General features: G+C 48.1%; 23 protein-coding genes, 1 tRNA gene and 3 pseudogenes. 19 read left to right on the top strand and 8 right to left on the bottom strand.

Annotated elements, in window-relative coordinates; translation table 11 throughout:
• The first annotated feature begins 6 nt into the window (after positions 1-6).
• From ACWGOO_RS01685 to ACWGOO_RS01675, 3 genes are all read left to right on the top strand, one after another.
• Positions 7-1,089, top strand: coding sequence for a DUF294 nucleotidyltransferase-like domain-containing protein (locus tag ACWGOO_RS01685; RefSeq protein WP_452480946.1), 1,083 nt, complete (start codon positions 7-9; stop codon positions 1,087-1,089).
• Positions 1,086-1,823 (top strand): exonuclease domain-containing protein, encoded by a 738-nt coding sequence (locus ACWGOO_RS01680; protein WP_452480944.1) that lies wholly within the window; start codon positions 1,086-1,088, stop codon positions 1,821-1,823. The genes ACWGOO_RS01685 and ACWGOO_RS01680 overlap by 4 nt, the downstream gene beginning before the upstream one ends.
• Before the next feature lie 177 nt (positions 1,824-2,000).
• Complete coding sequence (locus tag ACWGOO_RS01675; protein ID WP_452480942.1) at positions 2,001-2,651, top strand: TlpA family protein disulfide reductase; 651 nt, start codon at positions 2,001-2,003, stop codon at positions 2,649-2,651.
• 43 nt (positions 2,652-2,694) lie between these two features.
• On the opposite strand, the gene cimA is transcribed toward ACWGOO_RS01675, so the two are convergent.
• The gene (gene cimA, locus ACWGOO_RS01670; protein WP_452480940.1) at positions 2,695-4,311 is read right to left on the bottom strand and encodes a citramalate synthase; all 1,617 of its coding nucleotides are present in this window, start codon (positions 4,309-4,311) and stop codon (positions 2,695-2,697) included.
• 246 nt (positions 4,312-4,557) lie between these two features.
• Between cimA and ACWGOO_RS01665 the strand changes: the two genes are divergently transcribed.
• From ACWGOO_RS01665 to ACWGOO_RS01655, 3 genes are all read left to right on the top strand, one after another.
• A complete protein-coding gene (locus tag ACWGOO_RS01665; protein ID WP_452480938.1) occupies positions 4,558-5,838 on the top strand; it encodes a DNA polymerase IV in 1,281 nt (426 codons plus the stop codon).
• Between the two features lie 162 nt (positions 5,839-6,000).
• Positions 6,001-6,243 carry a ferredoxin gene (locus ACWGOO_RS01660; protein WP_014280869.1) on the top strand — a complete coding sequence of 81 codons (243 nt, stop codon included), beginning with the start codon at positions 6,001-6,003 and terminating at the stop codon, positions 6,241-6,243.
• Positions 6,244-6,399: 156 nt separating this feature from the next.
• Positions 6,400-7,830, top strand: a complete 1,431-nt coding sequence (locus ACWGOO_RS01655) for a L,D-transpeptidase (protein ID WP_452480935.1) — start codon at positions 6,400-6,402, stop codon at positions 7,828-7,830.
• Between the two features lie 26 nt (positions 7,831-7,856).
• On the opposite strand, the gene ACWGOO_RS01650 is transcribed toward ACWGOO_RS01655, so the two are convergent.
• A complete protein-coding gene (locus ACWGOO_RS01650) occupies positions 7,857-8,003 on the bottom strand; it encodes a hypothetical protein (RefSeq protein WP_283655486.1) in 147 nt (48 codons plus the stop codon).
• 219 nt (positions 8,004-8,222) lie between these two features.
• Here ACWGOO_RS01650 and ACWGOO_RS01645 point away from each other — a divergent pair, with 219 nt between their 5' ends.
• The 3 genes from ACWGOO_RS01645 to ACWGOO_RS01635 are packed head-to-tail and all read left to right on the top strand — an operon-like array spanning position 8,223 to position 10,734.
• Complete coding sequence (locus ACWGOO_RS01645; protein ID WP_452480933.1) at positions 8,223-9,317, top strand: quinone-dependent dihydroorotate dehydrogenase; 1,095 nt, start codon at positions 8,223-8,225, stop codon at positions 9,315-9,317.
• A 34-nt stretch (positions 9,318-9,351) separates the two neighbouring features.
• Positions 9,352-10,164, top strand: a complete 813-nt coding sequence (locus tag ACWGOO_RS01640; protein WP_452481587.1) for a GTP pyrophosphokinase — start codon at positions 9,352-9,354, stop codon at positions 10,162-10,164.
• Positions 10,165-10,734, top strand: a complete 570-nt coding sequence (locus ACWGOO_RS01635) for a DUF309 domain-containing protein (protein ID WP_452480931.1) — start codon at positions 10,165-10,167, stop codon at positions 10,732-10,734.
• 93 nt (positions 10,735-10,827) lie between these two features.
• Here the strand turns inward: ACWGOO_RS01635 and ACWGOO_RS01630 are convergent, their stop codons facing one another.
• Positions 10,828-11,355, bottom strand: a complete 528-nt coding sequence (locus tag ACWGOO_RS01630; protein WP_452480929.1) for a thioredoxin family protein — start codon at positions 11,353-11,355, stop codon at positions 10,828-10,830.
• A gap of 163 nt (positions 11,356-11,518) precedes the next feature.
• On the opposite strand from ACWGOO_RS01630, the gene ACWGOO_RS01625 reads away from it, so the two are divergent.
• The gene (locus ACWGOO_RS01625) at positions 11,519-13,195 is read left to right on the top strand and encodes an RsmB/NOP family class I SAM-dependent RNA methyltransferase (RefSeq protein WP_452480927.1); all 1,677 of its coding nucleotides are present in this window, start codon (positions 11,519-11,521) and stop codon (positions 13,193-13,195) included.
• Positions 13,192-13,974, top strand: a complete 783-nt coding sequence (locus ACWGOO_RS01620; RefSeq protein ID WP_452480925.1) for a pseudouridine synthase — start codon at positions 13,192-13,194, stop codon at positions 13,972-13,974. The genes ACWGOO_RS01625 and ACWGOO_RS01620 overlap by 4 nt, the downstream gene beginning before the upstream one ends.
• A gap of 79 nt (positions 13,975-14,053) precedes the next feature.
• On the opposite strand, the gene ACWGOO_RS01615 is transcribed toward ACWGOO_RS01620, so the two are convergent.
• Positions 14,054-14,272: a hypothetical protein gene (locus tag ACWGOO_RS01615; protein ID WP_452480923.1), complete on the bottom strand. Its 219-nt coding sequence runs from the start codon at positions 14,270-14,272 to the stop codon at positions 14,054-14,056.
• A 595-nt stretch (positions 14,273-14,867) separates the two neighbouring features.
• On the opposite strand from ACWGOO_RS01615, the gene ACWGOO_RS01610 reads away from it, so the two are divergent.
• Positions 14,868-15,992 carry a glycosyltransferase family 4 protein gene (locus ACWGOO_RS01610; protein ID WP_452480921.1) on the top strand — a complete coding sequence of 375 codons (1,125 nt, stop codon included), beginning with the start codon at positions 14,868-14,870 and terminating at the stop codon, positions 15,990-15,992.
• On the opposite strand, the gene ACWGOO_RS01605 is transcribed toward ACWGOO_RS01610, so the two are convergent.
• The gene (locus ACWGOO_RS01605) at positions 15,989-17,095 is read right to left on the bottom strand and encodes a YkvI family membrane protein (protein ID WP_452480919.1); all 1,107 of its coding nucleotides are present in this window, start codon (positions 17,093-17,095) and stop codon (positions 15,989-15,991) included. The genes ACWGOO_RS01610 and ACWGOO_RS01605 overlap by 4 nt on opposite strands.
• A 141-nt stretch (positions 17,096-17,236) precedes the next feature.
• On the opposite strand from ACWGOO_RS01605, the gene ACWGOO_RS01600 reads away from it, so the two are divergent.
• The 5 genes from ACWGOO_RS01600 to ACWGOO_RS01580 all read left to right on the top strand — a co-directional run bounded on the left by ACWGOO_RS01600 (position 17,237) and on the right by ACWGOO_RS01580 (position 19,757).
• Positions 17,237-17,842, top strand: a complete 606-nt coding sequence (locus tag ACWGOO_RS01600; protein WP_452480917.1) for a DedA family protein — start codon at positions 17,237-17,239, stop codon at positions 17,840-17,842.
• Positions 17,843-17,928: 86 nt separating this feature from the next.
• Positions 17,929-18,501, top strand: a complete 573-nt coding sequence (locus tag ACWGOO_RS01595) for a xanthine phosphoribosyltransferase (protein ID WP_452480915.1) — start codon at positions 17,929-17,931, stop codon at positions 18,499-18,501.
• Between the two features lie 103 nt (positions 18,502-18,604).
• Positions 18,605-18,949: a hypothetical protein gene (locus tag ACWGOO_RS01590; protein WP_452480913.1), complete on the top strand. Its 345-nt coding sequence runs from the start codon at positions 18,605-18,607 to the stop codon at positions 18,947-18,949.
• A gap of 140 nt (positions 18,950-19,089) precedes the next feature.
• Positions 19,090-19,311, top strand: coding sequence for a hypothetical protein (locus ACWGOO_RS01585; RefSeq protein ID WP_452480912.1), 222 nt, complete (start codon positions 19,090-19,092; stop codon positions 19,309-19,311).
• A 116-nt stretch (positions 19,312-19,427) separates the two neighbouring features.
• Complete coding sequence (locus tag ACWGOO_RS01580) at positions 19,428-19,757, top strand: carboxymuconolactone decarboxylase family protein (RefSeq protein ID WP_452480910.1); 330 nt, start codon at positions 19,428-19,430, stop codon at positions 19,755-19,757.
• A gap of 139 nt (positions 19,758-19,896) precedes the next feature.
• On the opposite strand, the pseudogene ACWGOO_RS01575 reads toward ACWGOO_RS01580, so the two are convergent.
• Positions 19,897-20,366, bottom strand: a pseudogene (locus ACWGOO_RS01575) (hypothetical protein); the annotation flags it as partial.
• A 96-nt stretch (positions 20,367-20,462) separates the two neighbouring features.
• Between ACWGOO_RS01575 and ACWGOO_RS01570 the strand changes: the two are divergent.
• Positions 20,463-20,546, top strand: a tRNA-Leu gene (locus ACWGOO_RS01570).
• A 5-nt stretch (positions 20,547-20,551) separates the two neighbouring features.
• Here ACWGOO_RS01570 and ACWGOO_RS01565 read toward each other — a convergent pair.
• Positions 20,552-20,923 (bottom strand): tyrosine-type recombinase/integrase, encoded by a 372-nt coding sequence (locus tag ACWGOO_RS01565; protein ID WP_452480908.1) that lies wholly within the window; start codon positions 20,921-20,923, stop codon positions 20,552-20,554.
• Between the two features lie 166 nt (positions 20,924-21,089).
• Positions 21,090-22,203: pseudogene (locus ACWGOO_RS01560) on the bottom strand (IS3 family transposase).
• 79 nt (positions 22,204-22,282) lie between these two features.
• On the opposite strand from ACWGOO_RS01560, the pseudogene ACWGOO_RS01555 reads away from it, so the two are divergent.
• Positions 22,283-23,642, top strand: a pseudogene (locus tag ACWGOO_RS01555) (transposase); the annotation flags it as partial.
• Positions 23,643-23,804 lie beyond the last annotated feature (162 nt).

The raw sequence follows: 23,804 nt of genomic DNA, 5'->3' as shown, positions 1-23,804 counted from the left end.
GGAAGTATGGAACTGCAAAATACGGCACCTTGGGTGAGTTCCGCCGAAGCGATTGATCATGCAGATACGTCTGAATCGCTAAGGCAGGCCAGGGTCGATTCTCAAAAATGGCTGCTGGCTTGCCAAGCCTCCGCACCGTTATCAGACTGGTTACAAACGGCGAATGATATGCATGACCGCATTGCAGCCAGAGCTGTGCAAATATGCGAAAAAGGGATGGTTGAGGATGGTTTCGGCCCTCCTCCCGTCCCTTACGCATTTATAGCCTTCGGCAGCATGGGACGCTCGGAGTCGACGCTGTGGAGTGACCAGGATAACGGTATGATTATCGGTGACGCTGCATCTGTCGGAAAAGAAACATATTTTATGGAGTTCGGCCGGAGAGTGTCTGCAATGCTGGAATATTTAGGATATCCGAAATGTGAAGGGAAAGTGATGTGTTCAGAGCCGCTATGGCGACAAACATTGTCTGAATGGCAGGAGCAGCTGGCAAAATGGTCAGATGATTTTGCCTGGGAGCCGATCCGTTATCTGATTATCTCGTCTGATATGAGACACATCGCTGGAGACGAGCAATTGTCAGCAGAATGGAAACGAAGCTTTTATGCGTTGCTGCGTAAGCATCCCGATTTGCCCTCCGTGGTACTAAGAAACACGGTAAGGCATAAAGCGACACTTAATATTTTGGGTCAGATCGTTACCGAGCGCTTCGGGGAGCACGCGGGTGATTTTGATGTGAAATACGGTTTGTACATCCCGTTGGTAAATGCAGTACGGTTTTGGGCTTTGCAGCACGGGGTGGAGGAGACTTCTACGTTGAAAAGGCTCAGGCGGCTCGGGCTGCTGGAAGCGGCACCGTCTCCTTTGCTGGATGCTTGCGAGCGGGCCTTTCGGATCGCGCTTCAGCTTCGAATGGCTACTCCGGTGCAGGAGAAGGACGGACTTTTGGTTAGCAAGGGTTACCTTGCTGTCAAACTGTTGAAGCAAGGTAAGGGCTGGCATGAACTGCGCGAGGCGCTTTCAACGGTGCGGAGGTTACATCGTGCGCTGCAAAGACAGTTGCGGTTTACGGAAGGGAGAAGGTCATGAAGGAACCGGCGCAGGGAGGCGGCTTTTGGAGCGCTCTTCGCAGAGGAGGGGTGCCGTCTGCCATCGCCTCTGTGATGGGAGCTCCTACGGCTCAGCAGATGGCCTTTATCCGTTCCTTGACCCGGGAGCAACGGCGCTCTGAAGTATTGCGGACCCCGTTGCAGCGTTTGGAGACGGTTATTTTTGATTTGGAGACCACGGGATTTTCAGCGCAGCACGGAGATGAGATTTTATCGTTCGGTGCGATTCGGGCTGTCGGGGATACGATTATGGAAAAAGAGCAGTTCTACACCCTTGTCAATCCACGTACGACAATTCCTGAGCACATTACGGAGCTTACCGGGATTACCCGGGAAATGACGGATGAGGCTTTACCGCTTATGGATGGTCTGCATGACTTTATGTCCTTTGTAGGAGGGCGGGTGCTTGTAGCGCATGCCAGCGCTCATGACAAGGCTTTTCTGAATGCTGCATTATGGAAAACATCTAAAGTGCAACTAACCCATCGTGTTCTGGATACGATGATGCTTGCCAAATGGCTGGAGCCGCAGCAGCACCAAACGTATAGTTTGAATGAGTTGCTGACCTATCAGGGCATACCGATTCAGGGGCGGCATCATGCGTTAGAGGATGCGAAAATGACGGCAAAGCTATGGGTGGCGTACGTTCAGGAAATGTTGAAACGTAATGTGATCAATTTGGCAGATGTGTATGCTCATTTAAGCCATGCCTGATTCAGTACAAGGTACAAGCTTCAATATAGGACAACATTACAGTAAGTCTGCGATCATTCGTGGGTTTGCTGTTTTTTTGTGCACCTGTACTGATTGGAAGGGTTAGAGGTGGGAGCAGAATGGACACCATATGAAGAAAGTGAGAGGTATCCAGATGAAAGGCCAGGTGATTGGACTGTGAAAAAAAATGTTTTGATCAAATTTCTGATGGTTATGCTGGTTGTAGGAGTAGCTTCATCGGGAGGAGTAACAAACATGACTTATGCGGCAAGCGCACCGGCTAAAAATGTGCAAATTCAGGAGAAATATGAGGGTGAGGGAAGACTTGAAACTGGCAAAGAAATAGATAAAGGGTTAGATACTATAGAAGTGGTGCAAAAGATACAGCTTGGTCAACCGCTTCCTTCTATGATTTTAAAAGGTTTGGACGGCAAATCCTATAATATGGGAGTCAAGCGCGACAAAGCGTTGGTAATTAGCTTCTGGGCCTCATGGTGCGATCCGTGCCGTTTGGAGGCACCTGTACTGAATGAGCTATATAGCAAGTACAAGCACGATGTGGGCGTATATGGTATTAATGTAACACGCTATGATCGGTTGGAGGATGTGCAAAAGTTTTCCCGCTCGCTAAAGCTCCAATTTCCAGTTTTGCTTGATGAGCAAGGGGCGCTGTTTGAACGGTTTGGGGGTGCGGCTTTTCCAACTCATGTCATGGTTGACCGTCATGGGCAGGTACGTGAAATCATAATCGGCATGCTCAGCGAAGGGGAGCTGGAACGGAAAATAGAGTTGCTGCAAAAAAAGACGGTGCCTTTGAAGTCTGAATAGACCGCAAAGACACCGCTTATTAACAATATAAACACTTATCAAATCAGTGATTTACCAGTCCTTGGGGCGATAGCCCAGTCTGCTGATTGTTCGGAGACGGAGCTTCCAGCAACGCATAACGGAAACTGTCCACCAGTGCTTCCCAGCTAGCTTCAATTACATTTTCGGATACGCCCACGTTACTCCAGACGTCTTCGTAATTTTTGGATTCAATGAGCACACGTACCTTGGCGGCGGTGGCATCTTTTTCGTCAAGTACACGTACTTTGTAGTCAGCCAGATGCATATCCCGCAGTGCAGGGAAATATTGAGAAAGTGCTTTACGCAGTGCGTTATCGAGCGCGTTGACCGGACCGTTGCCTTCGGCGGCAGTGTAAACGCTTGTGCCTGCAACATTCAGCTTCAAAAACGCTTCGGATATAACTGGACGGCCTGCTGTTTTCTCCACCAGCACCTTGAAGGACTCAAATGAGAACATTTCCTTCACTTCACCGCTCGCTTCACGAATGAGCAGCTCCAGTGAAGCATCGGCTCCTTCAAACTGGTAGCCTTGATGCTCGAGGTCCTTGATTCGGTTGATAACGCCACGTGCCTCATTGCTGGATGGATCAAGGGTTATGCCCAGTTCCTGCGCCTTGGACACAACATTGCTTTGTCCGGCTAGCTCAGAGACCAGCACCCGTTGCTTGTTGCCTACCAGTTCGGGAGCGATGTGCTCATAGGTTCTCGAGTCACGCAGAATAGCTGACACGTGGATACCGCCCTTGTGGGCAAAGGCAGCATTGCCGATATAAGGTTGGTTCACAGGCATATTCACGTTGGCGATTTCGCTGACAAAGCGGGCCGTGTTGTGAAGCTGCTTTAGCTTGTTGGAGTCTAAACAATCGTAGCCGAGCTTGAGCTGCAAATTTGGAATGACGGAGCATAAATTAGCGTTACCACAACGCTCGCCGTATCCGTTAATCGTACCTTGAATTTGTCTCGCGCCTGCTTGTACTGCACTCAGTGTATTGGCAACAGCCAATTCACAGTCATTGTGTGTGTGAATGCCCAACCGTGAACTTGTCAGCTGGCTTTGCAGTATGTTGACAATTTCCTGTATTTTATGCGGCATGGTACCGCCGTTAGTATCGCACATGACGAGCCAATCCGCGCCTGCTTCTTCTGCTTTTTTCATGACGGCGAGTGCGTATTCGGGGTTGTTTTTATATCCGTCAAAAAAATGCTCGGCATCAAAAATAACCTCCATGCCCCCTTGCTTTAAAAAGGCGATGGAGTCGTAAATCATGGACAGATTTTCTTCTAGCGTCGTCTGTAAGGCTGTGTGTATATGAAAATCCCAAGATTTTCCGACGAGAGTAGCCGCTTGAGCGCCGGATTCCAGAATCCGTTGCAGGTTGGCATCCTGTGCCGCTATGCTATCTTTACGGCGCGTGCTGCCGAAGGCGACAATCTTTGCCTGAAGTCCCAGCTCTTGCACCCGTTTGAAAAATTCAATATCCTTGCTGTTGCTCCCGGGAATTCCGCCTTCAATATAATGAACACCGAGATCATCGAGTTTTTTGGCGATTTTCAATTTGTCGTCAGCAGACAAACTAATTCCTTCTCCTTGAGTTCCGTCGCGTAGTGTTGTATCGAAGATAGAAATAGCGGTGGACATGAGGACTCCTCCTTCGCGGATTGCACAGATTGGTAGTGCTTTGCTTTTTCAAACAGATTATTTAATCATTTAATGCGTGGAAATAGAAAAGTGCCAGCTTGCCTTGTTTCATATGATTCTTGATTATATCAACTAATGACTTCAAATGTAATATATAAATATCATTTTTGACCGCAAAACCTTTATTTTCATGTAAAATAGGGCGTAGAATCATTTTATAATTTATAGTTAAAAGAAGGGTTGAGCGTGAGAGATGTCAGTGCTTATTATCCGGTTGGTGGGCGGGTTATACTGCATGTCGATATGAACGCATTTTATTGTTCTGTTCATGCAGCTGAGGAACCGGAGAAATATAAGGGATTACCTACCGCCGTCGCGGGCAGCAGTGAGTTGCGCAGAGGTGTAATCGTGACCTGCTCCTATGAAGCCCGGCGATTAGGCATCTCAACAGGGATGGTCGTCCGGCAAGCCCGGCGGATTTGTCCGCAGCTCATCGTGATTCAGCCTGATTTTCACCTGTACCGTCGTTATTCTAAAGCTTTTATGAGCATTGCTTATTCGTATACGCCTATGTTGGAGGCAACATCAATTGATGAATGTTATCTGGACATTACAGGTTCCCAGCAGTTTGGAACGCCTATGGAGATCGCGGAGGAAATTCAGCGCAGAGTAGCGGATGAGTTGGGACTGCCCTGCTCCATCGGAGTGGCGCCCAACAAGTTGCTGGCCAAAATGGCCTCCGACCTGAAAAAACCGCGCGGAATATCTGTTTTGCGCTTGCGTGATGTGCCAAAGATGTTGTGGAATCTTCCCTGTGGTCAATTGTTTGGTGTGGGACGGAAAACGGCCGACAAGCTTCGGCAAATGAACATTCGCACCATTGGCCAATTGGCCAAGGCGGACGAGCATATGCTAATTAGCGTATTTGGCGTGACTGGCTCGTGGTTAAAGCTGGCTGCTAACGGGATTAATCATTCTCCGGTCAATACCGAGCGGGAGCCGAACAAGTCGATCGGACACACCACTACCTTGCCCATGGATGTGGTGGAGCTGGAGGAAGCCCAACGGGTGCTTCTCAATATCAGCGATCAGGTAGCCCGCCGGCTTCGACGGCATGGCATGCTGGCAGGAGGTATTCAGCTGACCATTCGGACGCCGGAGATGAAGACCTTTACGCGTTCTCAGGTAAGGAGTATTCCTACGGAAAGTGCAGAGGACATTTATAAGGAAGCTTGTGCGCTGTATCGGCGGCATTGGGGAGAGGGCAAGCCTGTTCGCTTGCTGGGAATTACGCTTCGGCAGCTAATCCCAAAGGAAGAAGCTGCCGTTCAAATGGATCTTTTTGAATACAAGGACCAGCCCAAAAAGGAAAGCTTGTTGAAGACGATGGATGCATTACGGGACAAGTTTGGCGAAAATGCAGTTCTGACCGCCGGGATGCTGGGAGATGACCCTTCGGTACTTCTTCGCAATTCCAAACTGCGCGGAACTTCGCTGCAAAAAGACAATCTCCAAACACCGGAATAAACTTTTTGGTGAGTTTATGTAAAGCAGCGGAGGCGTACGCTATAAGTATTTTTTGCATAAAGGATCAATGAAAATAATTTGTAAAAATTTTTTGTTTGTATTAATATGTGAATAGAATGCAAAAGCTGGTTTGTTTGATTGTATAGGAGGCAGAGAAAAGATATGGCTAAATACACTTGGGTAGAAAAAGATACATGCATCGCGTGTGGAGCTTGTGGTGCTACAGCGCCGGACATTTATGATTATGACGATGAGGGCTTGGCTGAAGTGATCTTTGATGGAGATGGAAACCAAGGTATCAAAGCAATTTCAGATGACCTGTTTGATGATATGCAGGATGCTTGCGATGGTTGCCCTACAGATTCTATTAAAGTTGCAGACGAGCCTTTCAATAAAGAAGGTTAAGTCTACTTGGATACGCACAGCATCGACAGCACTTTTTGCCGCACAACGGTGGAAAGGTGCTGCCGGTGCTGTTTTTTTATGTGCTGTCCATGTGGCCTGTTTTGACCGATATACATAGTAAAGAATAGAGCAAGACTACACGATCAGGAGGATCCGATGAATCATTCGCCTCATCTTAAATCGTATGTAAAAAAGCACCCTGATAATAAAATGGCCTGGTATTTGCTAGGCAAAGAGTATGAGAGCAGCGGTCAGGAGGGCAAAGCAAATTATTGCTTCAATCGCGCGGGGGAAGTGTTCGAAGCCTTTGAGCATAAACAGATTCCATCAGACGTATGGATGGAGTATCAAGATAAACTGGTTCAGATGTCCAAGGAGAAGGCGCGAAGAACAGCTCGAACGCGTTATTTGTTAACTGCGTTGATGGTACTTCTTCTAATATGGGTGCCTTCAGCTAATTCGCCGGGACATTCGAGGGAAAGCGCATCTGTTCCGCCAGGAACAGAGCGTGTGGCAGCCGACAATGTCCATGTGGCAGGAGTGCAGACTTCTGACCCGAATGAAGTGGCTCAGATCGGTGGACCTCGTGCTGGTGGCGTGTTTACGGCCCAAGCGCGCACAGGCAGTTCAGGAGGAACGACACTTGCAGATATGTTGGCAAAGGCTAGTCGTCTGCCGACCGAGACCACAGTGCTGGGTATGGAGAAAAGCGGTTCTTGGCTGCTCTGGAGAGATCGTATGCAGCCGCTGCTTAGCTTGCAAAACAAAGGTAATGGAGGCTTAGTCGTCCAGTCTTACGACGCGGCCGCGTGTGCTTGTAAGCCGTCTGACAGTGAAAAGCTTCGAAAAGCAGGTCTGCAATGGGCTGCGGGACAGGAAGAACTGGCTGTGTTGAATAGCTCCATGCGTGCTTTTCGTACGCAGCATCAACGTCTTCCTCAAAGTCTCGATGAGCTGACCCGAAGCTTTCCGAATAATATGATGTATGGTACGACAGACGGAATGAATAAGGCTTTTACACCTATGCGTAGTTTACTTGCTTCACAGGGACAGGGGGCTAAAGGAGCAGCGAGTCAACAAGCTGGTTCGTCGGCTGAAAGCAGTCCTTTGTTGGCGTCGTCGCTGCATGGACGGCCTTATCTGGGGCAGCCGCTGCGGATTGTGGTAGACAAGTCGAAGCACAGGCTTGGATTGGTGAGCGGCAAGGTGCTTATTCGCAATTATCCTATCGGATTGGGCGGAGATCGAACTCCGGAAGGGAAGTTTGTTATTACGGATAAAGTCGTAAATCCGAACGGCAAGTCCAACGGTGAGTTTGGCAGCCGCGGTATGCAGCTGTCTGCAGCGAATTATGCCATCCACGGCACGAACGAGCCGGACAGCATTGGCAAAAATGAGTCACTGGGTTGCGTTCGCATGGGCAAACAGGATGTGGAGGAGTTATTTGCTCTCGTACCTTCAGGTACGGAGGTGGTCATTGGTACCGGGGGACTGCCTGATCAAGTGCTTGTGCCTGGCTCCCGATTTACAAGTGAGCCGCAGCACGACCAGACCAATCCCCGCAAAACCTATCACTGGCTAAATTAATCTTTGATGCTATTGCTACGAGTAGTTTAACGATTTCCCGCTTGTGCCAAAATAACGACCAGAACAATCACAATGATGAGGAGAACAAAACTGACGGCGGTCCATACAATCGCTTTCTTGTTCACCTCGTCCTTTTTCTTTTGCAGACTTGGCGGCTTGCGCTTGGTCTTCATATCAGCAATCCCTCTTTTCTGACGGGCTATAGCCCTGTCTTACTATGTCCATTGTAAATGGTTTGATTATACATTTTCAATGACATCTCCATGACAACTGAATTGTTCCTGATGCTGCACCTCGCAAATTACTTTCTTTTTGGTATGGAAAAAGCTAAACTATTTTGTAGAGATGTTTTTTTAGGAGTGCCCAAGGGTATAGAACGGAGTGGATGAATTATGTTGTATCGAAGGATTGCGAAACCTATTTTTTTCAAAATGAGTCCAGAGACAGCCCATCATGTAGTCATTGACGGGTTAAAGCATGCGGGCTCGCTTCCCGGTGGAGTGACAGCGCTGCGAGGAATGTACGGGGTCAAGGAGACGGCAGATCTGGCCGTTGATCTGTTCGGCATTCATTTTCCCAATCCGATTGGATTGGCTGCGGGACTGGATAAAAATGCGGAAGCGGTTGCCGGTTTTTCTACCATTGGTTTTGGTTTTATGGAAGTAGGCACGGTGACACCTGTAGGACAGCCCGGCAATGACCGTCCTCGTTTGTTCCGGTTGCCTCCCGATGAGGCATTAGTGAATCGGATGGGCTTTAACAATCTGGGTGCGGAAAGCATGGCTAAGCGTCTGGCTGCGCTAAAACATCGGCCTGTTCCGGTCGCTGTTAATATTGGTAAAAACAAAAACACGCCTAATGAGGATGCCCATAAGGATTATGAAAAGTGCATTTCCGCGTTGTATCCGTATGCGGACTTTTTTGTAGTGAATATTAGTTCACCAAATACGCCGGATTTACGAAAGCTCCAGCATGGCAGTGAGCTAAAATCGTTGCTGGAAGCTGTTCGAGCAGAGATGGGAGTACAGGCGACGAAGTATGGCGGAGCCAAGTCTGTACTGGTCAAAATTGCGCCGGATGTATCGGACGAGGAATTGGAATACATGACGGATGCGATTGCTGCCAGTGGAGTGGACGGCATTATTGCGACGAATACGACAATTTCGAGGGCTGGTCTGACGCACCGGAATGCGAGTGAAACAGGAGGGCTGAGTGGTAAGCCGCTGCGTGAACGTTCTACAGAGGTCATAGGACGGGTGTATCGTCAGACGGAAGGGAAGCTGCCTATTATCGGATCCGGCGGCATTTTCACCAGTCGTGATGCTTATGACAAAATTAAAGCAGGCGCGAGCCTGATTGAAATTTATACAGCATTGATCTACGAAGGACCGGAAGTAAACCGAGCTATACATGCCGGCCTGCGTGAGCTGCTTCGAAAGGACGGCTTTAGACACATTACCGAGGCTGTTGGTGCAGATTACAGATAAACAAGTGTTGTCGGAAGAGACAGGAGGTACGGGGATGGACGGAAGAGACTGGGGAACATTTTTGCTGCCATACGATCAGGCAGTGGAGGAGCTTAAGGTCAAGTTCAAAACGATGCGTGCGGAGCTGAAAAAGCGCGAGGAATACGCTCCTATCGAATTCGTAACCGGACGGGTAAAAAAAATATCAAGCATCCTCGATAAAGCGAAGAGATTACAGGTTCCTTCTGATCAGCTGGAGACGGGAATCGAGGATATTGCAGGAATCCGCATTATGTGCCAGTTTGTTGAGGATATTCGGCGGGTGGCCGAGTACATTCGAAGACGCAAGGATTTGACCGTACTGTATGAAAAGGACTATATCACCAATTATAAAGATAGCGGATACCGCAGCTTTCATATGATTGTGGAGTATCCAGTGCAGACGGCGCTTGGATTAAAAATTGTGCTGGCAGAAATTCAGATCCGTACCTTGGCTATGAATTTTTGGGCAACCATCGAGCATTCTCTCAGTTATAAGTATCGGGAAAGCTTGCCGGATACTATGCGGACACGGTTGAAAAAGGCAGCCGAGGCGGCCTTTGTACTGGATAATGAGATGTCTTCGATGCGTCTTGAAATATTGGAAGCGCAGAAGAAGTTCGAGGATGAAGCGAATATCGTATCCAAGGTGCTGACGGGTATGCATCGTCTGTATTTCTACCATAAGATCAGCGAAACGATTGATGCGCAGCGCAGGTTCAATGATATGTGGGAACGGCATGACATGGAAGGGATCAAGCTGCTCCATGATGAAGTCAAGGAATTGCTGGCAGTCTCTACCAAGGAAGACGACAGGGATGAGTATTAGATGTTGAACGTTTCCTATGAACCGTTGTACGTGGCTTATTTGGTATACTTCAATCGGGATCGGGATTATTTTGAATGTCACGAGGTACTGGAAGAGCTGTGGCTAAAGCTGGACCGTGACCCTATATATAAAGGATTGCTGCAAATTGCTGTAGGGCTGTATCATTTTCGCAACGGAAATTTCCGCGGCGGACACATGATGCTGGACAGCGCGGTACACAAGCTGGAGCATGCGTCTCCACAGGCGCTGGGCATTAACATGGCGAAGCTGGTGGACGAGGCGCGCGCTTGCGCCCGCCAGCTTGCTGAGGCCGTTGTAGCTGGCTCGGCAGATCTCCAGCGCCAGCCGCCGGGTTTTCGAGATTTGACGATTGAAATCGTCGATCCCGGGCTGCGCCAGGCTGTGGAGGACGCATCGCCGTCCATAACAGCCAACATCCCGCAGCAGAGAGGCCCGCGGCGTGGGGAAAAGCATGAGCAGCGTCAGCAGGCGCTTGACGCTGCTATGAGGCGCAGACAGGCGGCTGACAGCTCCTGCTCTGCCTCGCCCGGAACGAAGGGCACGATGTAGTATGAAGCGTGCCCATTAAAGCAAGCAGCCCGATCCGTTTCAGGGGATCGGGCTGCTTTATCGTTCAGTAGGCCTAAGCCGTGTGAACGTCGTTTAGGAAGTTACATCCTTTTTATATTTTTCAAAAAAGGCTTTGAAATCGTCGAGTGTATAGCCGTTGTCGGTAGGGCTTTCCTTCAAACCACCTACCATACGCTCTTTTTCCACGCCTTTTTCGTAATAGATGAGCGTAGGGGTGTACTCGATTTTGTACTTGTCCCAGCCGTCCTCATACTCACGCAGGTTAAATTCGTGCATGGTGATGTTCTCCTGCTTGCTCAAAGGCATTAGCTTGGGAGTGGTGGCGCGGCAATGAACACAGTCGGATGCAAAATAATAGACGAAAAAGTTTTCCTTTTTGCCAATTTTGCTTTGCAGCTCCTCCGGTTTAATAATCTGCTGGTAGTTTGGATCATTCAGCAGCTCTTGGGTGGCAGGCTTTAACGAGGCTGTGGAAACGCCATACAGCTTGTTTTTAGTGCCTGAATTCAAAGCGAGCAGTACCCCAAGCAAAATGACGAGCACAACAAAAAAGCCAATGACAGGTATGAGCTTTTTTTTGTTGGGTTTTTGAGCGTTCAATGCAATCTCTCCCATCAAAATTCAAAATATGTAGCTATGAATCTTATTATTATACAACATTACAGCTTGTAGTGAAAGTTTGTAATTCACAAGGATATTGTAGCTTAACAGGTTGATTATGGTACAATAAATTTTATTTTAACAGGACAGGATGATTACAATTATGGGTGTACAGCTCCCTACAGCATTTGTGAAGCGCATGGAGCAACTGCTCGGCGACGAGTTTGAGGCTTTTATGGCTGCTTATGACCATACGCCTCATGCCGGGATACGCGTCAATACGTTACAAATTTCGGTGGAGGCGTTTAAGGCGATTTCGCCGTTTGAACTGCGGCCAATTCCGTGGTGTGATACAGGTTTTTATGTTCCGTACGGCACAAAGCCGGGGCTGCATCCTTATTATCATGCGGGACTGTATTATGTGCAGGAACCAAGTGCCATGTCTCCGGTAGAATTGCTAAATGTTGCTCAGGGTGAGGCTGTATTGGACTTGTGCGCTGCACCGGGCGGGAAATCGACCCAAATTGCGGCCAAGCTGCAAGGAAGCGGTCTGCTCGTAACGAATGATATTAGCGCGGATCGAACCAAGGCGTTGGCTAAAAATGTGGAATTATACGGTGTGCGAAATGCTGTGGTGTTGAATGAAAGCCCGGATCGAATCGCAGATGCCTTCCCTCATTTTTTTGACAAAATATTAATTGACGCACCTTGCTCGGGGGAAGGGATGTTTCGCAAGGATGAGGATATGGCGAAGCAATGGGAAAACCATTCGGTGGACAAATGTGTAGTTATGCAGCGGGATATTTTGCGAGTGGCAGCATCTATGTTAAGTGACGGGGGAAGAATTGTTTATTCGACCTGTACCTTTGCGCCGGAAGAAAATGAAGGGATGATTGCAGAGTTTCTGGAGGCACATCCTGATTTTGATGTTGTTCCTGCTCCTTCAGGAACGGGTTTTGCCTCAGGTCACCCGGAATGGGTGAGTGAAGCGGTTGCGGTAGGCCATCCGGAACTGCGTGGAACGGCACGCCTTTGGCCCCATCTTATAGAGGGTGAGGGTCATTTTATCGCTGTGTTGCAGCATCAAGGCAGTCGTACAGCTACAGCGGATAATCAGCGTGGAACGGTCGATTCCTTTAAATCTGCTGACAGGGACGAAAAGGCTTTGAACATAGGTACGGGCATAGGTGCGGATCGTGCTCGTAAGAAGCAGCGGCTGTCCGTCAAGGAAGCGTCGACGCTAGGTGGACAGGGCAGGTCTGCAACCGGAGAGCACAAACGAAATGGAAAAGGGATGGACGGGAAAACGGGTAAAGGAGCGAATGCACGCGGTTTCGGGAACAACAAGTCTCGTTCTGGTAAAGATGTGGCAAAATGGGCTGGGCGTGAACAACATGATGTACTGGAGTCCTATCGCTATTTTGTACAGGAGCAGCTTGAGGCGTCATTTGCAGGCCATACGGTAGTCTACGGAGATCGGATTTATCAGTCGCCGCTGGAATCTCATCGTCTGGACGGGCTTAAGGTGGTCCGTCCGGGCTGGTTTATGGGAACAGACAAGAATGGTCGGTTTGTGCCTTCGCACCCGCTGGCGGTGGCTTTGCGCCCTTCTGAGGCGGTCAGGAGCATAAACCTCTCCAGTTCAGACACAGAGGCCATCCGTTATTTGAAAGGTGAAACGCTATCCATTCCGCCCCAGCGAATGGCGCTGCGGAACGAAGCACAGCCCAAAGGCTACGCTCTCGTATGCATTGACGGATATGCTGCCGGATGGGGCAAATGGCAGGACGGTATGCTCAAAAATGAATACCCTACAGGCTGGAGGTGGACATCGGTATGAGTGGGAAGGGAAGACAGACGCAGCGTTTGGACAAGGTTTTAACCCATATGGGATATGGTTCGCGCAGTGATATCAAGAGACAGGTAAAGCAAGGGATGATTACCGTGAACGGTCGAACCACCAAGGATAGCGGCTTGCAGGTTCATCCGTACAACGATCAGATTGAAGTGAACGGGGAACGGGTCGTTTTTCGGGAATACATTTATATCCTATTGCATAAGCCGCCGGGCGTTATATCCGCTACCGAGGATACAAGAGAGCAGACGGTGCTGGATTTGCTGAGTGCGGAGGAACGGCATTTTGAGCCTTTCCCGGTAGGACGGCTGGATAAGGATACGGAAGGACTGCTATTGTTAACGAACGATGGCAAGCTGGCGCATGAACTTTTGTCACCACGTCGACATGTTCCCAAAACGTATGAGGCTACGGTGTCGGGGCATGTCACGGAAGAGGATATACGTCAATTTGCAGCAGGGGTGAAGTTGGATGACGGCTATGTCACTCTTCCGGCCCAATTGACCATTCTTCGTCATGAAAAAGCGCAAGAAGCAGATGAAGAAGTCATTTCATACATTTCACTTGTGATCCATGAAGGAAAGTTTCATCAGGTGAAGCGCATGTTTGAGGCGGTTGGCAAAAAGGTTACGTATTTGAAAAGAACGGCGATGGGTCCATTAACGCTGGATGATCAGCTATCCTTGGGCAGCTATCGTGAGCTGACAAACGAGGAGCTGGCATGGATCGGCCGGGATTTGGCATCTGCAACGTCAGAGGTTTGATGGGAGTAGGGGAAGCAACAATGACGCACAGGCTCTTATGGGAGTTCCCTGTGCGTCATTTTACTATACGGACCATGATTTACAGTAACAGATGGCAGACTGCATGTTTATTGTACGTGTGCTGCACGGATTTTTTCACTTCTGCTGCCTTATAAGCTGTGACCTTGTTTTTGTCCGTTGTTTTGGATATGTACATAGCCTGATCGGCCTGTTTAACCAGTTCCTCGCCGCCGTATGTTCCGGTCATTCCGATTTCATCCAGTTCTTCTTCCATAATCTGTGCAACCTGTTTAAGCATATCATCCGCGCGGGCGTGGCCCTCCGTGCAGCCCACCCAGCAACAGCAAGGACTATACTCCCGCACGTTTTAGCTTCCGGTAGAGTTGAACTACGGCGGCATTGGTGAGGACAAAGGCAGCCGCCCCCAGCGTATTTTTCCACATATTCCTTGTAGCGGCATTTTGCCGCCACCTGCCGAATAGAGATTCATGGCTTCATATGTCATAATAAAAATAGTGGCAACCGAAAAAAAGGATATAGGCTTTTTTTCGCTGTTTGCTATATATGATTACGCTCATCAGCGTCATCATGAGTATAATATACAAACCGCAGGCGGCACTTACAGCCCTGGTTAGAGATGGGAAACTGGGAAACCGAAGGTTCCCGATAAGGACAACAACGTCACCGTCACCGACTCCATCTGCATAGATAGTCAGTCTATTGAACCGGGATATCGTTTCCGATACAATAGACAGGATTGATTCGAATTAAATGTTATAATTTTCTTTTGTACCTAACATTTATTTTCAATATATTATCTTTCAGAAAATCCGGAAACCTATACATACGACCTGTGTTTCGGGCAGTACAATGTTTGAAAGGGGAAGCACGTCATGAAATTGCTACAGGCTCTCTTTTTCCCACCCGAGCAACCGGGCGGCGTTTCATCTATGATTCCATATCTGCAAGAGCGATTTACGTCTCCCCGTTGGGAAATGGAGCTATTTTCAATCCCTAAGCGGATTCGTAACAAGGGCAGGGACGAAGTAACCTTCGATACCTTTGACTGGACACGATATGGACAGTATCCAGTTGTTCTAAAATATATCCAGACATACCGTGACTATTTGTGGTGGACCCGGCTTCGTATTCAGAAGCCCTTTGATCTCATTCATGCTCATCATCCCATTGCCGGGATCGCTATGAAAAATGTTTTTCCTGACACCCCGCTCGTACAGACGATTCACTCTTCTTTTGAAAAGGAGTTAATTTTAAACGGTAAAATAGAGGAAAACGGACCTGAGCATCAATTTCTGGTGTCCCTGTATCGGGAACTGGAGCATAAGGCGGACCGCCTGATTGCAGTATCTCATTCTTTCCAGCATTACTTGACGCCTTATGTACAAAATCCGCAAGATATTGTGGTCATCCCGAATGGATTTGATGAGAAGCGCTTCAAGCCCATACCACATGAAAATGAAGTGACACAACTAATAACGGTTTGTCGCCTTGTCCCTGCTAAAGGGCTGGATATTTTGTTACAGGCCTGTGCCGAGCTGAAAAAGAGAAATCAGAATTATGTGTTGCATATTATAGGAGATGGTCCCATTCGGCCCGAGCTGGAAGAGCTAGCGCGGCAGTTGGATATTTACCATGAAACGATCTTTTATGGATACACGCTTCATCCAGAAGAATTTATGCCATTTTTTGATGTGTTCGTTTTGCCTTCACGGGCGGAAGCCTTTGGTTCCGTATTTGCGGAAGCGGCGTTGAGCTGTCTGGCATTGGTCGGTACAGAGGTGGGGGGAATACCGGAGCAAATTGAGGATGGTGTAAATGGTCTGCTCGTGCCACCCGACAATCCGAGGGCACTGGCAGACGCATTGGAAAAGGTTATTGCAGATCCTGCCTATCGTTATGAGCTGGCTAGATCTGCCTGCGACAAGGCCAAATCAAGCTATTCCTTGAGTGGGGCGGTTAATGAGCTGAAGAAAATGTATTTGAAGTTTCCGCATTAACCATGACGCGTATCACCTGGTTTGGAATCTGAATGCCGAAAGCTGGAGCGAGGGCGTGAGGAACGGAAGGGTCCCCCGCGTCCTGCCATGATCAGCTTGCTCACCCACATGAGACTAAGCATCCCGAAAATGGGATATAGAACGGACAGAAGTGAGCTAAAACCAAACTGACTGATTAGAAAACATGTGAGCATAATGAATAGTGTGATAAGCTTGGGTGAAATTTGGATATGCTGGCGGATTTGCAGACTGACACCATAAATGTCGGCCACGAAGGTACTGAAAATTTCCATAAAAATGAGTAAAATGTAAATGATTTCGACCAAGGCCCCCAGACGGTAAGCAATGCTTCCCATCGGGATCTCAAATTGCCGAATTCCCGGCATATGTGCCGACATGGCAAAGTGAGCAGACATCAGCATAAACCCGACGCCGATCCCGCCCAAAATCCCGCCCCAGCGGATCGTTTTGCGGGAGAAGGTTTGACTGCCAAGTGGTACAAGCACAGCTTGGGCCATTGCCAGATTGAAGGAAGTGTACAGCAGCGGAGAAATCCATACTCGCAGCATGTTATGATCGGACGTATTTGTAATAAAGCTCTGCGGGTTTGGCATGGAGAGTGTACTGTGAATGAGCAGAATAGACATAATCATCATCATAGGGACAACAATGGTGTTCATATGCAGGATAGCCTTGATCCCTTTGCTCAGCAGTAGATATGTTCCGATCAGTGTAATAAGCAGTCCGGTCTGGTAATGCAGGTGGAGGTGTTCAACGAAAACAGAACCCGCTCCTGCCAGCATGACACTGTTGACACCAATTAGTACGATGAGCGTGAACCAGCTGATCCATTTACCGGCTCTGGCTCCAAAAAGGTGCTTGTTCAGATCCTCGTAGGACCGAGCTGAAATATCATGGGCGATTAGCATCATTTTTGTACCCAGCCATACAAATATGATTGTGGACAGCATGATGGTGAGTGTAGCCCAGCGTCCATACTGTGTGAAAAATTGCAATATTTCTTGTCCGGTAGCAAATCCGGCACCGACGATTGTACCGATGTATGTAAAAGCAATCTGCAAAACATGAATATTACGTTTCATCCCTAGTCCCTCCTTGCCTGCTTGAATAACCTTACAGCGAGCATATAATACAAACTATGTTCAACTGAAATGGGACATGACTGGATGAGACTGAAAATAATTATAGTGTATTTAACGAATAGCTTGACGGGAGCGTAATTTATGGGTCAAATCCTTGCATGGATACTGGAATACGGATATTTGGCAATGTTCGGCTTGCTTGCCCTTGGAGTAGCTGGTATGCCGATCCCCGACGAAGTGTTGATGATCGCCTTCGGCGGGCTCGTGTCTCAAGGACACTACAACTTTATTGCTGCGCTGACAGTTACATTTTTCGGAAGTATGACGGGCATGATGCTTAGCTACACGCTCGGTCGTCTGCTGGGCAAGCCGCTGTTGCACCGATACGGTAAATGGGTGAGGCTTACCCCCTCAAGGATTGCCTCTTCCGAAAATTGGTTCGGGCGCTACGGCACCTGGGGGATTCTGTTCGGTTATTTTGTCCCCGGCTTGAGACATGTGTCCTCATATCTGGCAGGTACGACCCGTTTGAGCGTCTTTCGCTATATGATGTATGCATCAGCGGGCGCATTACTGTGGTGTGGTACGTTTCTGGGAATTGGACACGCGGTGGGCATGCACTGGGAACAGGTGGCGAAGCTGATGGAAAAGGTGACACATCGGGTAGGGCTGGCGGTCATTCTTCTGATTATTTTGGGAGGTATAGTCGCGTGGTTTTGGAATAAGCGCAAAAAAAATGTCACATAAACGTATGGAAAAGCAAGCTATGGCTTGAAAGCGTCAGGTGATGTATGGTACTTTTACCAAATAGGAATGCCGTGGGAGGTCATAGAATGGAAGTATTAAAGGAACGGATTTTAAAAGAAGGTGTCGTTGCGTCGGATCAGGTGTTGAAGCTGGATGGCTTACTTAATCACCAGGTTGATCCAGAGTTGACGATGGAAATGGGACGAGAGTTCGCAGCCCGTTTCCGGGAAGAGAATATTACGAGAGTGGTAACCGTGGAATCCTCAGGTATTGCCATAGGTTTCGCAACAGCATTGGAACTGGGTGTACCGCTGGTGTTTGCCCGCCGCAAAAAGACTTTATTGGCCGACCCGGATGCATTATGCGAACGTGTGCCTTCATTTACGAAAGGCATTGTCACGGACATTATGCTGTCCCGGCAATTTATTCATGAGCATGACCGTGTTCTGTTCATTGATGATATTATCGCCAATGGTGATGCCGCAAGAGGTATCGTCAAAATCATTCAACGCTCCGGTGCGGAGCTGGTCGGATTTGGCGTGGCTGTGGAAAAATGCTTCCAAGCCGGGGCGAGAACGATCCGTGAGCAGGGTATACGGGTGGAGTCACTTGTCAGAATTTTATCGTTAACTGATGGTAAGATCGAGTTTTCCGAATAGTAACAATTCAGAAACTGCTGATCCTTATTTCTAATAATAACCTTTGCATGAGCTTCAATTTCACTTATAATATAGATAAGGTTTTGGGAGAGGGGGCAGCAAAATGGGGAAAGAGCAATTGACCGAACAGTTTTTTCTGAAAAAACTGGCAGCGGCTAAAGTACATTTTGAACGTGCCTTGGATTGTAAGCATACGGAATTTGACGATTTGTATCCCTATATGATTGAACATCCTCAGTTTTTTTGGTACAAACGCTATGTGGCCTGGTCTGAGTTATTGACGTTGGTTAACTTATGCGAAGAATTGTCCTTCTCTTGGAAAGAAGAATTTACTGCTCACCAAGTGGAGTACGTAGATCAGCGAGTGTTGTCTGCACAGGTGCTGGACTTCTGGTATGAGAAGAACGATACAAAAGAACATGATCACAGTGTAAATCAGTCGGGATAATTTGTCGCTCTGTTGGCAATCCATATAAGTAGAAAGCGGGAAGAGACCTAAATGATTTCGTTTAGGTCTCTTTTTAAACTTTTTAATGTGCATAAATGATAGCCACCGTGTTAGAAACGATTGTATAAGGGGGAACAGGGATGATTAATGATGAAGAATTAGACGCCTATCGGCTCTCCGGTGAGAAGGTGCGCGTCGTGCGGGATGGGCTGGAGTCCAACGATGTGGTAGGCATAGTGCTGGCGTGGGACGAGGAACAGGTGCTTATCCGCCGCCAGAATCGGCGTGTGGTCAAGCTGGATCGCAGCTATACATATCAGCCGTTCAGCGAACCCCGACATAATTCGATAGAACTGGATTAGACAAATGGGTCTCGGGCTGACTGGATAAAATAGGTGTACGTGTTGATTGCATACGCAGCCTGTAAACCGGACACAGTACATAAGAATATACTCCATATGAGAGGGTGTGCTGTGTCTTGACGGTTATGAATGAAAAAATACATGCGTATAAGGACCAAATTAATCATTTGGAAGGAAAGCTACCGGAGGTAGTTCATGCATATCACCGTTTCACCGGAGAGTGTTTTCAAGCCGGGAGTCTGGATGAAAAGACCAAGCAACTCATCGCGCTTGGTATTGGTTTGTTTGCCAATAATGAAGTATGCACGTTTTATCACGTGGACGAGGCTCGATCCAAAGGAGCTAGTGATCAGGAAATTATGGAGACCATTGCTGTAGCCGCAGCGGTAGGCGGAGGACATGCTCTAAGCCAAGGGGTTACTCGTGTGCAGAAGGCGCTGCAATAAAGCGAATGATTTATGGGAATTCTTCATACACCGTTCATAGCGGGTAGGAATGGATAACGATAGCTGATGTTTATGTAAAGAAGCTTCCGAGCACGCTTGTGCCTGCGGAAGCTTCTTTCGTTTGCGAGCTTTGTGGAGATTATGCACTTCCACTTGCGGCAGAAGCAGTAGGGCGAAGTGATTTATGCCTATAGGCTGGGGAGGACGTAGCCAGACTTCGCTCAACGAACCGTAGGGGCTTGGAAGTTAAGCGGCTGTCTGGAAACTCGGAGCGATGTTTTTCGGGTAAAGAGGAGGCAGTTGTATGAGGCATAGAGGTTGAGAGCCCCAGATAAGCACGCATTCGTTCATACATTTCTTTGCGGAATACGGGGCATAGTCATACTGAACTGCTTTTTGTTTCCCTTACTTAATATAGGTGGCGTGAACGCCTGAGTGGTTTTGTTGTATATCCAGAACACGAATATGACATTTGTTGAATTCATGTTTTACTTCAGATAGTAAAATTCCGGTACGATCTACTCCTGCGTTGATCATTTCGACATAAAGACCAGGTATTTTCAGGACGCCGCTCTCTTCAAGAATTAGGCTATCCCGCTCAAATACTTTTTAAATAAAGGTAGGTTTGACATCTTAATATGAGCATGGTATGATCTATCTTGTCGTTAAGAAAGTAATCTTTCGAAAATATACGACATCATATTTGCGGTCGTGGCGGAATTGGCAGACGCGCACGGTTCAGGTCCGTGTGGGCTAACCCCCGTGGAGGTTCGAGTCCTCTCGACCGCATCATCTTAACAATGAAAGCTCTTGAATTTCCCCTGTGGAGATTCAGGAGCTTTTTGCATACTCGGAATTTGCAAGGTATTGCTCATCACTTGAGCCGAAGAAAGCTTTGAGCTGTATTCCAGATGAACATAAATGTTGGCGGTCGTGGAATAATGACTATGCCCTAGCCATACCTGAATTTCCTTTATGCTGATACCGTTCGCAAGCAGTAGGCTGGCACAACTGTGCCGAAGATCATGGAAACGAATCCGTCGCAAGTTATGCTTTTTCAGGACGAGAGGAAAATGTTGAGTAATATAACCCGGCTTAATTCGCTCTCCCAGCTTGTTGACGTAGATGTAGTCCTGGTACTGGTTGCTATAAGAGTCTTTGTACAAAGCCCGATTCGACTGTTGCTTCTTTAGTCTTAGGTTCTGCTATCATAAATTCCCATCTCCCCTCTCTATTTAAATGGGGCACAGAGTCGAAAAAGGCAACTTTGGATCGAAAAATAAATTTTGGAAGCTATTTTTTTCGTCATCTTTCAACAAGAATAGTGGACTGTCAACAATAAATCAGACAGCTTTTAAGGGCCTCTTGGCGGTACTGAACAGGTGTCATGTATCCTAGTTCCGTGAATGTGATGCTTATTAAACCAGTTGACGTAACCGTATAGTTCAATCTCCAAATGACGAAGGCTCTGAAATTCCATCTGGTTTACGAACTCAGTTTTCATGACCTTGTAGGTGGCTTCCGCTACGGCGTTGTCATAGGGACAGCCTTTCATGCTCAGAGAACGACCGATTTCAAAGGTTTCCAGAAGCTCATCCATCTTTTCATTTTTAAATTCACTGCCACGGTCGGTATGAAACCACTGAATTTGACGCAGATCACCCTGTACGGTAGCAAAGGCGCGAGAAATCAGAGCAACGTCCTTATTGGGACCTGCACTATGACCGATAATCTCTCGATTGAACAGGTCAACAAGTATGCAAATGTAATGCCACTTGTTTTGGACCTTCACATATGTCAGATCGCTGACAACGAAACGTTTGGCCTCTGTCTGCTGAAACTCTCGATCCAGGACATTTGCTGTAGTAGCTTCGTTGCAAGCCGTTTTATGAGGCTTATACTGGGCTACCGTATAGGTGGAAACCAGCCCCTGCTCTTTCATGATTCGCCCAATTCGACGTCTGGACACAACAAAACCTTGTTCCCGGAGCTTGACTTTGATCTTTCGTGTACCGTACGCTTTTCGATTTTTGTGGAAAATCTCCACAATCGCTTCGGTTAGATCATCTTCGTTCGGTTGTTCTTTCGCTTCATAATAAAAGGTGTAGGACGTTACACATGGCTGATACCAAGAATTTATCACGGTTGTTCTGGATGATAACTACTTTCGTCCCATGATCAGCGCGGCTTGCTTTAAAATATCGTTCTCCATCCTTAGGCGCTGGAGTTCTTTGCGTAAAGCGATGAGCTCATTTTCTTCAGGTGAACGATTGTCCTTCTCTTTGAATTAACCCGTCGTTTGAGTTTGCTTGATTCATCGGTCTAAAGCAGAGGCCGTGATGCCATATTCCTCCACAATAGCTGCTCTGGATTTCCCGTTTTCATAGAGCTGAACCATTTGCTTTTTAAATTCTGAGGTGAACGTACGTCGTAGTTGTTTTGGCATTGTAGAGATCCGCTCCTTAACTTGATAGGTTTATTCTACAAGCCCTTATTTTTCTTGTCCAACTCAGTGTAGCCGATCCATTCAAGAGAGGATGCAGTTGACCGATAGAGAAACCCTGGAGTCGATCAGTGAAAATCCATACATGCAATACTTCATTGGTCTGCCCGGATTCGTCATAAAGCAGCCGCTCCATCACTCGATGATGACGCAGTTCCGCAAGCGTCTGACGGATGTGCTGGCGGAACGGAATGAGATCGTTGCCACAGCAGGCGCGAAGGAAATGAAAGACCTGACGACAACAACGATAGCAGCGACGGGAAAGTGAAGCGATCGAAGAAACACGCTCCTGCTGCCGAAGTCGAGCAGCAAACGCTGTTCGCGGAACGGCAAGTGGAGTCGTCGGAAGCGACATCCCCCGTGAAACAGACGGCTGCCGTGTCGAAGCTTCTTGAAGCCATCGCGTCTGCGTCCAAAGGGCATTCGGCATCTGTCGCAGAATTGGAAACGTCGGCTTTGCCCAATCAAGGAACGGTGCTTATGGACGCCACCTGCGCACCAGCGGATGTGCCATATCCGACCGATCCGAATCTGCTAAATGAAGCGCGTGAGAAGCTCGAAGCAATCATCGATACGCTTCATGAGCCGGGTGTGAAAGTGATCCGAAAAGCAATTAGACGACAGCTCGGTTATGTGGGACGGAATCTCTCGATCATCGCCGAGCAAGCCAAGACGCAGCCGCTCATGCTGCTTAGCCGCCAGGCCTACCGCAACCTCCTGGTGATTCAGGAGCTTTACCGTCAGCAGTTTCACATGTATAACGAGCGATCTCACCAGCTGGAAGATCGAATCGTCAGCCTTCATCAGCCGCATATCCGGCCAATTGTGCGCGGGAAAGCGAAGGCGCGCGTCGAGTTCGGAGCCAAGATTGCGGTGAGCATGGTAAACGGCTATGCATTCATGGATTGTCTGTCGTGGGACAACTTTAATGAGAGCACAACGCTGATCGACGTGATGGAGAAGTACCGCGAGCGAATGGGGAGGTATCCGGCTGTCGTTCAAGCGGATCAAATCTACCGCACACGCGAAAACCGGCGCTTCTGCAAACAGCATAACATTCGACTTAGCGGGACAGCGCTGGGGCGTAAGCCTAAAAACGGTCCGACAGGTGAAGAGAAGCAAATCGTCAAACAGGACACTGGTGAACGAAATGCGATTGAAGGCAAGTTTGGAGAAGGCAAGCGCAAGTACGGGCTTGGCTGTATTCGAGCACATCTTGCAAGACAAGTGAATCGGTGATTACGTTGCAACTTCTGGTGATGAACCTGGAGCGCAGGCTCCGCGTTCTTTTTTACCTTATTTTCGCAATGTTCTCACGCCGTCGCCTTGCTCTGAATTTCTTGTTAAATAGTTCAGCAAGCCCTATTATAGCTGTGTTTTAATAGCCCCCAAGATCTGGTTCCGAACGGTAAATTGTGAGGACAGGTGATAGTACGGCCTTCCTACACGTTTCTCTCTTGCTGTGATGCCATGCATCGGCTTTCCCCCATTCGATCGGGAGCGGGAAGCAATGTTAGTGTTACCATTCATGTAAAATAACGGTG

The organism is Paenibacillus sp. NPDC055715, from assembly GCF_053617595.1.
The sequence above is the reverse complement of the archived record's forward strand: the minus strand, read 5'-3'. Positions and strand labels throughout refer to the sequence as shown.